This window comes from Iodobacter sp. CM08 (assembly GCF_033446605.1).
Lineage (GTDB): Bacteria > Pseudomonadota > Gammaproteobacteria > Burkholderiales > Chitinibacteraceae > Iodobacter.
In genome coordinates, this window is the sequence record NZ_JAWQUO010000031.1 from 43,534 (window position 1) to 56,036 (window position 12,503).

At 46.8% G+C, this 12,503-nt stretch carries 9 protein-coding genes; 3 read left to right on the forward strand and 6 right to left on the reverse strand.

The window, feature by feature from the left end:
• The 5 genes from R6242_RS16590 to R6242_RS16610 all read right to left on the reverse strand — a co-directional run bounded on the left by R6242_RS16590 (position 1) and on the right by R6242_RS16610 (position 7,718).
• Positions 1-2,301, reverse strand: coding sequence for a hybrid sensor histidine kinase/response regulator (locus tag R6242_RS16590; protein WP_318428863.1), 2,301 nt, complete (start codon positions 2,299-2,301; stop codon positions 1-3).
• A 174-nt stretch (positions 2,302-2,475) separates the two neighbouring features.
• Positions 2,476-3,927 (reverse strand): methyl-accepting chemotaxis protein, encoded by a 1,452-nt coding sequence (locus R6242_RS16595; protein ID WP_318428866.1) that lies wholly within the window; start codon positions 3,925-3,927, stop codon positions 2,476-2,478.
• A gap of 9 nt (positions 3,928-3,936) precedes the next feature.
• Positions 3,937-4,926 carry a chemotaxis protein CheW gene (locus R6242_RS16600; protein ID WP_318428869.1) on the reverse strand — a complete coding sequence of 330 codons (990 nt, stop codon included), beginning with the start codon at positions 4,924-4,926 and terminating at the stop codon, positions 3,937-3,939.
• A 12-nt stretch (positions 4,927-4,938) separates the two neighbouring features.
• Complete coding sequence (locus tag R6242_RS16605; RefSeq protein ID WP_318428871.1) at positions 4,939-6,273, reverse strand: CheR family methyltransferase; 1,335 nt, start codon at positions 6,271-6,273, stop codon at positions 4,939-4,941.
• Positions 6,274-6,761: 488 nt separating this feature from the next.
• Entirely contained in the window at positions 6,762-7,718 is a 957-nt protein-coding gene (locus R6242_RS16610) for a DUF4349 domain-containing protein (protein ID WP_318428873.1), read from the reverse strand.
• A 280-nt stretch (positions 7,719-7,998) separates the two neighbouring features.
• Between R6242_RS16610 and R6242_RS16615 the strand changes: the two genes are divergently transcribed.
• The 3 genes from R6242_RS16615 (at position 7,999) to R6242_RS16625 (ending at position 11,040) form a co-directional block, all read left to right on the forward strand.
• Positions 7,999-8,643 (forward strand): hypothetical protein, encoded by a 645-nt coding sequence (locus tag R6242_RS16615; protein ID WP_293932993.1) that lies wholly within the window; start codon positions 7,999-8,001, stop codon positions 8,641-8,643.
• Positions 8,644-8,802: 159 nt separating this feature from the next.
• Positions 8,803-9,936, forward strand: a complete 1,134-nt coding sequence (locus tag R6242_RS16620) for a winged helix-turn-helix domain-containing protein (protein ID WP_318428876.1) — start codon at positions 8,803-8,805, stop codon at positions 9,934-9,936.
• 306 nt (positions 9,937-10,242) lie between these two features.
• Entirely contained in the window at positions 10,243-11,040 is a 798-nt protein-coding gene (locus tag R6242_RS16625; RefSeq protein WP_318428878.1) for a sugar phosphate isomerase/epimerase, read from the forward strand.
• A gap of 161 nt (positions 11,041-11,201) precedes the next feature.
• On the opposite strand, the gene R6242_RS16630 is transcribed toward R6242_RS16625, so the two are convergent.
• Complete coding sequence (locus R6242_RS16630; RefSeq protein WP_318428881.1) at positions 11,202-11,966, reverse strand: SDR family oxidoreductase; 765 nt, start codon at positions 11,964-11,966, stop codon at positions 11,202-11,204.
• Positions 11,967-12,503 lie beyond the last annotated feature (537 nt).

The following is a 12,503-nucleotide window of genomic DNA, read 5'->3' on the forward strand; positions in this document are numbered from 1 at the left end:
TCACACCAGTCTTTTGAGGGTATCGAGCAATAGTTTTTGCTCGAAAGCGGCTTTAGATATATAGGCATTGGCACCGGCTTCCATGCCGCGTTTTTTATCTTCTTCAGTGGAAAGCATGGTCACTAGCACAATAGGCAGCTCGGTATGCTTTTTATGGCTTCTTACTTTTTGCACCAGCGTTAAGCCATCCATATTGGGCATATTGATATCGCTCACAATGGCATCAAAGGGACGCGTATCCAGCTTGCTGTAAGCGTCTACACCATCAACGGCCATAACTACCTCATAATTGCCTGATTCCAAAATCCGCTTCATTTGGGCACGGGTGGTTAGGCTGTCTTCAACCAGTAATATCAGTTGTTTTTTATGTTCGGTTTCTTGCTTGCTGGTAGCGACGGTTTGGTTGGCTTGATGTTTTAATTTAGTCACAAAATCAGGCGGGTTGAGCACCATGCATACTTCACCCGTGCCTAAAATGGTGACGCCGGATAAATCGCTGATATGTTTTAGCAGGGCGCTTTGTGATTTCAAAACGATTTCTTGTTCATCAAGTAATTCATCGACGATCAGGCCAAAGCGCTCACCACCCGCTTCCATAATAATGCAGGGGGATGACTCTTCGGCTTTTTGCCCTTCAGGCGCTAGCGGCACAAAATCATTGCGTTTGAAACGGAGTAAGTCCAGCAATTTGGCTACGGCCACCGCTTTACCTTCAAACATGGTGGCCAGATGTCCTTCAACGGTGAACAGCTCTTTTTTAGCTAAGGGATAGGATTTCAAAACATATTCAACCGGCACGGCATATTTTATGGCATTAGCCAGCACGATTAGCACACGTGAAGTGGATAGTGTTAATGGCAGCCTGATATTAATCGTGCACGAGCGGCCAGGCACAGAGGAGACGCTAACCAAGCCTTTGAGTTTTTCTACATTGGCACGCACCACATCCATGCCAACGCCCCGCCCAGACACATCGGAAACAAAGCTGCTGGTAGAGAAACCCGGCATAAAAATCAGCCCCATAACCTGCTCATCATTCATGGCGGCCAGCTCTTCGTTGCGCCATAAATGCGTTTTGGCGGCCGAGTTTCTGATGGCTTGCAAATCTAAGCCGCGGCCATCGTCTTCGATCTCGATCACAATATTGGCAGATGATTGATAAGCTTTCAGCCGAATGTGGCCTGCAGCGGGTTTGCCTTTGGCGATGCGCTCAGCAGGTAGCTCTAAGCCATGATCAATTGCGTTTCTGAGAATATGCATCAGTGGGTCTTTCATTTCCTCCAAAATACGTTTATCTGCGGTGATATCGCCGCCTTCAATATGCAGCTCTACTTCTTTGTCCCGCTCACGGGCGAGCTTTCTGACCATGAGCCCGAATAAATTAAAAATGGTGGAAAGCGGCAGTAGCCGTATGGTGCGTATGCCTTCTTCTAACTCGCCGCTTACAAAATTTAGCCTTGCGCTGTCTTCGCAAGCGGCACTGACTAGGTTTTCTAAATGGCCCGAGTACTGATCCAGCATTGTGAGTAAATGCGGTTTTTTTGGTTCGGAGCTCTTCATGCTTAAGTAGATTTGCTCCCATTTTTCCTGCAGCTCTTCTAGCTCTGTATGCCGCCTAGCGATGCGGATTTTGGCCACTGTCAGCTCACCGGCATGGGTCATCAGCATATCTAGCTTACGGGTTTCCACACGGATGGTTTCAATTACAAACTGCTCGGTATTGGCTTTACTGCTGAGAATGGCTTTGCTGACATCAAATAGCTCATCTACTTGCTGTATGGGGAGCACTTCGGCTGGCGATGCGGTCTCGTCTGCTGGAGCAGCAGTAAGCTGATTGTCCACGGCGGTGATGAGCTCTGGTGGAATAGGTTCGCAGGCTTTGATGGGTGCGGGTGTAATGGGCTGCGAAGAAGGGGGCGCTGTGTCGTCGGGTATTTGCAGTGAAGCCAGTACTTCGGTGACATCCACATCGGCAATGCCGCCATTAACCGCTTCATCGACTAATTTACGGATGGCATCCAGTGATTTGCACATGCCATCTATGGTTTCAACCGCTATGCGCAATGTGCCGGTTCGAGCTTTACCTAAGATATCTTCAAAACGATGGAAAATCCGCTCTATATCGTACAGCTCCAGCATGCGCGAAGCACCTTTCAGGCTATGCGCCTCGCGAAATAGCTCTTCTAATAAGGCTAGGTTGTCAGGGTTTTTCTCAATTTTTAGTAAGCCATCTTCAATCGCCTGCAGGTGTTCACTGCTCTCAATGCGAAATAAATCACGCATCTCGCTATCTTCAATCATAGGGCCTCCGATCTTTACCACGTACAAGGCTTAGCGTGCCCTTGTTAAAACCCAAATCTTGAACCACAGAGAACACGGAGGATCACGGAGAAAATCCAAATTTGCATTTCTCCGTGTAACTCCGTGTTCTCCTCAACGCCGTGGTTCAAGGTTTGGGTTTGGAATGGCACTCCATCAAACAATCGCTTTTAGCTTGTTATTGGCCTCGTTCAGGTTTTGTATTCCGATCTTGGTCTGGGTGATGCCGGCGGCGGTTTCTTTGGCGCCGGCGTTCATGGTGTTGGCGGCTCCAACCACTTCGGCAATTGCGGCGGTTTGTTGTTTTGCGTTCAGCGCCCCTTGCTGGCTGCTTTGGTAAACTTGGTTGGATAAGCTGGAAATTGATTCAAACAGATCATTCACCTTGGCAACGATGCTCATCACGCTTTCAATATTCCGTGTGCCTTCCTCGGTGCGCATAATGGTGGTGTCAGATGCTTTTTGGATGCCTGACACAATGCCTTTGGCCTGCTCTGCAGATTTCTTACTTTCTACCGATAGTTTGCGCACTTCAGCGGCAACGACAGAAAACCCCTTGCCATGCTCGCCCGCCCTTGCTGCCTCTACAGCGGCATTTAAAGCCAGCATATTGATCTGATTAGAAAGATCCTTGACCAGCTCAGTAATGGTGCCAATTTGCCCCGTTTGCTCAGAAAGGGACAGTATTTGCTCGGCAATTGCGCCAATTTTTACTTTTAGGCCATTCATGGCTTCAACCACTTGGCGTATCGCCTCGCTGCCGTCTTCGGTCATATTGCTGGCATTTTTTGCCATATCGGCGGCATTGGTCGATTGATCTGAAGACTGACGCGATGACACGGATAGCTCTTCTAGCGTGGAGGTCATTTCATTGGTCATCGCTGCTTGTTGGTTGGCCGTGCGCTCGTGTTGGGCGATGGTGGCGGCAATTTCACTAGAGGTGCTGGCGGCGGCGCTGACGGCCATGTTGATGGTGCGAGTGATGCGTGAAGCCACAAAGAGGCCAAGCAACACGGCACTGATAATGGCGAGAATAATGCCGTAAATCAGGGCAGAAATCAGCGAGGAGAAAGCATCTGCCGCTAATTTTTGTCGCTCGTCTTTTATTTCAAATTCCTTTTTTTGAAATTCATCCAGTGTCGCTTGTAAGTCATGCCCCACTCCTGCGGCCTTGCCTGAGCGAAACATTGCCATCGCAGCTTCTGGTGCACCTTCCTGTATCTGGCTGACTTCACTGCCAGTGATATCTTTAAGTGCTCGGCCAAATTCTTTTATTTTGGCTAAGAGTTCGCGCTGCTTAGGGTCGTGTACTGCAGTTTCTAAGTAATCGAGGGTTTGGGTGTAATCAGCGGCGTGCTCTTGATACTTAGCATGGTCTTTCTCGTTTTTAAGCAGCAGCATGCCACGTGCTGCTGCCTGCATGCCTAAGATATGAAACTCTAGGGTATTGGCTTTGGCGACAATCTCGGTGGCCGTTTCCGCCAAAGTGGATTGCTCCTCCGCCACCTTGATATTTTTGTAAACCACAATGCCCACTACAATCAGCAGTAGCAGCGGCATAATATAGCCCAGCAAAATGCTGTACTTCAGCTTAATCCCTTCAAACATGATGTTCTCCTAGCGTTCGTTTACCACTAAATCTTTGTTTTTTAGAATTTCGGGCAAGTTCAAAATTGTCATGGCTTTTTGGTTGTAATGAACGGTTCCCATGACATAACGTAAAACATCGGGATGGGCTGATGCGGGCAGAGGCACTACTTCGGATTGGCTAATTTGAACAATATCGTCGATATCATCCACGGCAATCCCCGCCAGAATGTCGTCTGCAGAACTCACCACTATTTTTGCCTGATGAGTAAAGTTTTCAGAATGCATTCCTAGTGTATTGCGGATATCAATAATAGTAAGAATACTGCCCCGTAAATTCATATTGCCCAATACATGCTGCGGGCAATTGGGTAGTGGGATAATATTTTTAATTTTAGTGAATTCATTTACATTCCGAATATCCATACCAAAGTATTCTTGCCCTAATATAACCACGGCCAGCTGTAGGCTATCTGCTTCGCTACCGGCCTCTATTTTGCGGATCAGCTCAGCTGCGCGTTTTTGTAAAATAACTCTATCGCTAGCGCTTGTGGTATCCGGTGTAGGGTCGCTGCATTCTTGAAGGTTGAGCTCACGGGCAATCAGGCGGCGGTGGTCCAAAATACTGATAATTTGCTCATCCACCCGCGCCATTCCCAACACAAAAGAGGCCGATTGTTGCTCCTCGTGCTGCGGTGGAAGATCAATCTGCTCGCTGGAAATACTGATGACATCCAGTACTTCATTCACAATCATACCAAGCAGGGTTTGCTCGTTTTGCATTACCAGCACGGCATCAGATAAGTTTCTTGCTTGGGGTGTTCTGCCTAGCAATATATTTAAATCGATGACCGGAATAATACTGCCGCGTAAATTAATAACCCCAGCAATATAGGCAGGTGCGTTTTCCATATGGCGAATGGCGGGCAAACTGAAAGTCATATTCACCGCCAGCGCGTCAATGGCGTACAGCGAATCTTTGAGGCTGAATACAAAATATAAATTCGCTGATTCTTTCATTGCCGCCGCCATTTATAAACTGGTTTGAAATTGTTCTAATATCAGCAGTAATTCGCTGGCACTGGTTTCGTCATACAGGGTCACCGGTGTATGGCCTGGTAATAAACGCACAATATCTAATGCACTGGCGAGCATTTTTTCTGCCATTTTTTTATTATCTTCATGCATATAAATATTAAATAATTCAACATAAGCAGGGAGAAACGTGTGGTCTAGATATAAAGCTTTTTTGAGTATGGTTTTACTTTCTGCCCGATTGCCGAGCACTTCGGCAATTTGCGCCAGTACAAAATGCGGCTGCGGGGAGTCGGGATTCAGCTTGATGGCTTCATGGCTATTTTTTGTTGCCAGCTCATATTGGCCGTTGTTTGCATGTTTTTTAGCTTGCTGTAATAAATCATTAAAAACGGGCACGGGTGCATTAGGTTTTAGCTGCGCTTGTTTTTTTTGCGGTAGCGCGGGGGGTAGAGCCTGAGGTTTTAGATTGATTTGCTGCAGCACAGGAGTGGGTGGCATTAATATATTTTTTTTATAAACCAGCAAATTATCAATACTTATTATATCTAGCCCTTTAGCACCCTGTAGGCCCAGCTCACCATGGCCTGTTATTAAGTAGCCAGGGGCCTTTAAGCAGGCAACAAATTTACTGCTGATTTGGCTAACGGTTTCAGCTTGAAAATAAATAAATACATTGCGGCAAATAATTAAATCAAAATCATGAAATGGGGTGCTTGGTGCCGGAAATAAGTCTTCTTGTAAGTTGCCATAATAAAACTGCACCATCTGCTGTATGTTTTGATTAATCTTCCAGCCATCTATCTGTTTTGTAAAATACATGCTTCTTATGGCTGGATCCACTCTACGGAAAGACCATTCGCTATAAATGCCCTGCTTGGCTTTCTCTAGCACCAACTGGTTTACATCGCTGGCGATTATCTGAATATCCGGCCGCTGGCCTATGGCCAAGGTAGGCAGTAATTGGCTGATGAGAATAGCAATGGAATAAGCCTCTTCGCCAGAGGAGCAGGCCGCACTCCAGATTCGTAGCCTATTGCCATTTTGTGCCAGTAGCTCGGGCAGAATGTGCTCACTCAGTAGCTTAAACTGCCCCTCATCGCGGAAAAAATACGATTCACCCACTGTAAGGAAGGCCAGTACTTCACGCCAAGCACGGCTGGATGCTGTTTTGCTGTGTTGCAGTTCAGCCAGCAACTCCACGGGGCTAAGTCCTAGCTGCTTGCGGCTGATGGATTCAATCTCTTTGCATAGGTTGTCCTGCTCACGCACAACAATGCCGGTGCGGCTTAGGACTAAGCGAGTGAGATCATCAAACCAGGCCGCTTGCATTGGCTTCTCTTTATTGATTGTTACTTAAGTAAGTGAAAAAGCATAACTCAAGCTAGTTTGGCTTTGCCCGTGTGTCAAACTATTAACTAATATAGAGTGGTGAATTAGTAAGTATTTTTTGGAATAACCATATTTTTTTTTGAGTATTGGTGTAAGTAAATGAATGGGCTATTAAGGTAGAGAATTGCAGATAATTCTATCAACTTAAGCAATCTGCGATTCGTAGGGCGGGTGTAGTCCGCAGCCATGCTAAAAAACGCGAGTTGCACCCGCCCTACGATGTTTCCTTGCAATAGATCAACTCTAAGTTGATCGCTTAAGATTTAACGATCAACAAATTTACCTTAAGTTGATAGGATTGGAATTGCAGAGAGTAAACAGGGGGATATGGCGATCAAATACGTTTAATGTTTATTCAATTATTATTAAAGCTATTTTTGCAGGGAAATTCTTATTTAATTGATTTCCCTGCTGTTTATTTAAATGGCTTAAGAAGAAATAGGCTCTTTGGCTGCGCGGGCCCGGCGAATGGCGCGATAGCGTTTAAGCCCGATAAGTAATGCCAGTAGCAGCAGCCACAACGGCCAAGCTTGGCTCAGGAAAACAATACTATTTAGCCCCCCTTGCCAGCCCGTCTGAATGCTTGCCCACAGCCGAGTAAAAAAGCTAGGACGGCTTTGCGCGAAAGCTGATTCGATATCCGGAAGCTCGGTTTTACTAAGCTGTGGCAACTGATAAAGATGCAAGCTGATACTGCTGAAAGCCACCTGATCGTTGAATTCTTTTTCACGCACAATGGCCTCATCACGGGCCATTTTGCTGTCGTTTTGCGCCACAATGATTTCTGCTTTTGTACGCTGGTTTTTGCTTTGCTCTGCCGCTTCGCCAAGCTTTTGCTGGGTTTGCTGATTTAAATGTATCCCCATTTTTTGCCTGAGCAAATCGAACTGTGCATCTTTTGCGGTAAAGGTACGCTCGTCCAGAAAAGTAATCTGTGCTGCAATTAGGCGCAGAAATTCCTGCGTTTTGGCGCTGGGAACTCGCAAAACCAGCTCACCATCAAGTACGTATTGCGTAAGCTGCAGGAGCTTATCATCACCAATTTTCTCATGTTCTATCCGCTCCTTTCGCGACTGAATGCTGTTGCGCTCAACAAAACCACCCATCTGAGCGGTAATATCTTCAATGGCTAGTGCTGATTGATATACATCTTTTACTTGGAATTTAGCATCTGCATGGCGAATAAATTTGCGTTCGCTATCGGTCTGGCTATTTGCCAATGAGCCGAGTTGCGCTGCGCTTTCTTCCGTTTTTTGTTTAGTGTTTGCTACGGAGCTAACTTGGGCACTGTCTGCAGATTCTGCCGCATTCACACTTTCTTCTTTTTTGCCGCAGGCGGCGAGGGCGATCAGCGTGAAGCAGATCAGGAGAGATTTGATTTGCAAGGGGAAGCCTTTGTAATGAGCTAGGGTGAATGTCAACGCATCTTACGTTGATTGAAATAATTTTCACATAGCAAGGTATGAGCTAATTACCTGAACTAAGTGGTTTTGTGTATGTTTTTTAGTAAGAAGTAGGCGTTTTTTACTTGCATGTTCTTGCCGCCAATATTTGTGGCCGCTTAAAAATATAATAAAGAGTGGCAATGTCATAAATATTTATTCAAAACAGAAACTTACGTTTCAAGCGCTACTCTTACTCTGATTAATTCCGTGGATGATCGAAGTGATGCCCGTTCAAATCAAGCAAAAAATAATCACACCACTCCTTGCCAGTCTGCTGCTTGCACTGAGCGGCTGTGATCAAGCCAGCCAAATCGCTCAACAGGCCGCTTCTTCGGCTGCGGGCATGGTGAGTGCAGAAATCAAAAAACAAAGCGATGGGGCGATTGAGCAGATTGCAGGCCAAGCAAATGACGTGCTGCAGCCTTTGGGCATAGATGCTAATCAGATCGCCAGCTCCGTTAAAGCAAAAGGGGTGTTGTTGGCGCAAAAAGCACTGAATAGCGATAGTAGTTGGCAGCAGCTAGAGCAGTATCAAGGCCAACTTCCTCAGGATATTGGGCTGTTTACTGCGGTAAGCCCCATTAGTGCAGAGCTTAAAAACATACTTAATAGTGAGCATCCCGTGTTTTTATCCCTGATGAGCTCGGCGAGCGTTCTACAATCTGATGGCGTTTTATACGTGCTGGGCAAAGCCCCCGCAGATACAAAAAGTGGCACGGCATGGCTGATGATAGATAGCAAAAATCGCACGCTGGAAGCGGGGCTTATTCGTAACAAAGTAGCGCAAATATTTAGCAGTAAGGGAGACGCCCTTTTGCGGCCAGCCCCCGTGCAGAAATTTATTCAACAATACACCGCTGGCTAATAGCACATTGATAATCGTAAACCGCTCAGTTATGGCGTTAACTGAGCGGTACGAGTGGTGTTGTGATGGCTAAACGCATCTTCTCATCAACGTTTGTAGTTCTTTTACTCTCCCTTGCTCTGCGCTATTATTGAACGATCGTTCTATTTTGGGCTAGCCATGCGTACTCCCACAAATCTCCAATTACAACGCCTAGCTTTAGCACAGCAAGGCTTACTTGGCGCAGCCTGTTTTGGGGAGGGTATTCAAGGTACGCTGGCGGCAATTGAGCATCTTGGCTATGTGCAGATTGATACTATGTCTAGAATAGAGCGCGCGCACCATCATGTGCTGTGGTCCAGAGTGCCCAGTTATCAACCGCCGTATTTAAACCAGCTGCTGGCCGAGCGGCAAATTTTTGAATACTGGTTTCATGCCGCATCCTATCTGCCTATGCGTGATTATCGCTTTGCACAGCGCCGCATGGCGGAGGCCAGAGATAGTACGCGATCTTGGCATAGCGAAATTAGCCCAGTGCTGATGCAGGATATTTTGCTAAAAGTGTGGGATGAAGGCCCGCTGCGGGTACGTGATTTAGAAGGCAACAAAACCAAGGGCGGCACGTGGTGGAACTGGGGGCCAGGCAAACGCGCACTAGAAAAGCTATTTTTTCAGGGCGATCTCATGGTCAGCCAGCGTATCGGCATGGAAAAAGTTTACGACCTGAAAGAGCGCATCCTGCCGCCAGATTTAAACACCCAAGCGCCAGATTTAGCCGATTACGCCACCTATTTGCTGCGCAGCAATCTGCGCGCGCACGGCCTAGTCACCTTAGAGCAAGTTAGCCATTTGCAGGGTGATAAAGCCCTTAAAAGCACCCTACGCGAGTTACTGGCCGCGCAAATTGTTAGCGGCGAAATTAGCCCGCTGGCTGGCTGTGGCATCCCCAATGCCTACGCAGCAACGGCCGCACTGGCTCAAGCTCCAAGCACTAGCCCCGCCGTGCATCTGCTATCACCATTTGATAACGCCGTGATCCACCGCAAACGTCTGCAACAATTATTTGGCTTTGATTACAAACTGGAATGCTATGTGCCCGCCGCCAAGCGCCAATACGGCTATTTTTGCCTACCGGTTTTGTTTGGCGAGCGCTTTGTTGGCCGCATCGATTGCAAAGCCCACAGAGCAGAAAAACGCTTAGAAGTGATCAACTTTCATCTGGAGGGTGAGCTGCCGGACGCCTTTGCCACGCCATTTAGGGCCAAGTTGCAGCAATTTGCGATGTTTAATGGTTGTGAAACGGTTGAGTTTTAGGGGGAGCAGCTTGCACCCCAATCCTATCAACTTAAGCAATCTGCCATTCGTAGGGCGGGTGCAACCCGCGAGTAATGCTGAAAAAAACGCGGGTTTCAGCCGCCCTACAATGTTTCAATACTTGCAATAGATCGATCAAAGTTGATCGCTTAAGATTTAACGATCAACAAATTTCCCTTAAGTTGATAGGATTGGCCGTCCTAAGTCGTTTGTTTTTTATTGCCTTGGATTAATTAAAACCTAAGCGTCTATATATCGTGTGTAATTGTTTGGTGAGTCATCTACTTGTTTTTTAAAGGTGTATCAATGGCCCATAAATTAGAGCGGATTGGTGTGCAGCTCTACACCTTGCGTGCAGAAATGCAAAAAGACTTGTGGTCTACGCTGGAGAAGGTGGCAGCGATTGGTTTTAAAGAGTTGGAATTCGCGGGTTATTTTGGGCATAAGCCCAGCGAAATTCGCTCTATTTTAGAAGGGCTGGGTTTAACTGCCCCAGCCGCGCATATTGCTTATCAAGATTTGGGGCCATCACTTTCTGGGGTGATTGAAGACGCGCAGCTGCTGGGGCACCAGTATCTTGTTAATCTTTGGATTGATGCCGCAGTAGGTGGGCAGCCTGATGGCTGGAGGCGAATTGCTGATGTGTTTAATCGGGCGGGGGAGGCGTGCCAGCGGGCTGGAATTCAGTTTTGCTACCACAATCACCATTTTGAGTTTGTCGCGCAAAATGGGGTGCTTCCTTACGACATCTTACTGCAAGAGTGCGATGCAGATTTAGCTAAGATGGAGCTGGATTTATGCTGGATCACACTTGCTGGGCAGAGCCCTCAAGATTATTTTCAGCGTCATCAAGGGCGTTTTCCCCTGGTGCACCTAAAGCAGTTAAAAAGCTGGCCGCCACAGAGTTTTGCCGCGCCAGTGCCTTTTGAACAGGTGTTTCCACTGCTGAGCGAAGTAGGGCCAGGGCTGATTGATTGGAGGCAGCAGCTCGCTTTATCCTCCCAAGCAGGGGTGCAGCATTATTTTGTTGAGCACGACGCAGCCATATCGCCATTTGATAGCATTCAGCAAAGTTATAATTATTTAAACCAACTTAATTATTAAAACTTAATTATTAATATATGTCGTGCAGCATAATAATTTGAACATAGATGAATCTTGTAGCTTGCTGCTGAGCATGCGAAGCCCAACATTCTTAAGCGTATTGTTGGGCTTCGTTTCTATTTGTGGGTAGTTCGGCGTGGGGTGATCAACCTAATCCTGGTTTAGGTTCGGTTAATAGAAACACCTCCATCAGTAAGCATGGCGGTTCCTGTAACAAACGATGAAGCATCGGATGCTAAGAATAGTGCTGCTTGGGCGATTTCCTCCGGCCTCGCTAATCGTTTAAGTGCATACAAGCTTTCGACAAATGCTCTTGCCTTTGGGGTATGAGTGGCAGCTCGCCCCATCGGGGTATCTGTTCCGCCTGGTAGCAATGCATTGGCTCGAATGCGATGCTGGCCGAACTCTGCCGCGATAACCTGCGCCATCCCGATCAAGCCTGCTTTGCTGGCAGCATAGGCAGCCATCCCTGGGAAACCCACAGTGTGCCCGACAAATGTAGAGGTAAAAATGATCGAGCCACCCCCGCGCTTGATCATGGCAGGTAGCTGATATTTAGCCCCCAAAAATCCGCTGCTTAAATTGGTATTCAGTACCTCGTGCCATTGATCAATGGATATATCGGGCAGAGGAATTGATTCACCTGTTATGCCTGCATTATTGAATGCAATGTCCAGACCACCAAAATTGCTCATGGCGATTTCGACCAACTCAGCGGCCAGTTGCTCATCCTTAATATCGCCAGCTAGTCCAATAGCATCCCCGCCTGCATTGTTGATGTCAGATATCAGTTGCTCAAGCTCAAATTGCCGTCTTCCGCTTAGTACCAGTCTGGCACCTTCTTGCGCAAAAACTTTGGCAGTTGCATAGCCAATACCTGAAGTCGCCCCAGTAATCAGCGCGATTTTCCCACTTAATTGCTTCATTTTATTTTCCCATAGTCGTTAACTGGAGAGCGGCTGCTAACTAAACAAACCAGCGAGTGATCGGAGGTGTTTACTCCAGCTTTTAAACAATTGCAGGGAGACTTTAATCAGCAATGAGTTCCTATTAACTCTGATTCTTGCTTTTGAATTGAAATTGATTGGCAAAGAGAGATAAACATTCAATGATGCTACTTAGATAAATGGGCCGTGATTGAAATTGTAGATTTATGGGTATTTTGAAAAAATACCAAAGAGGTCTAGTTGCTACTTAAATAGCAAAATGTGCCCCCATTATGTAAGCCGTCCACAGGCACAAGTCGCGATCAAAGAGGGGAGCTTGTGCCTGGCAGCTCAGGGGTGCTTGATAAACCCAACCTGATTTAAGCTTTATTGTTAAAACAAAACCTCAATATTTTGTAAGCGCCTAGCCCTCCCATCTAAACGCCCTTTCCTTTTTTCGTCATGCTGAGGTTTTTATCAAGCAGGAGGATTTATGGGGGATTTGCAGACGCGGCGCGGGGAGTGGCTACTGCGTGT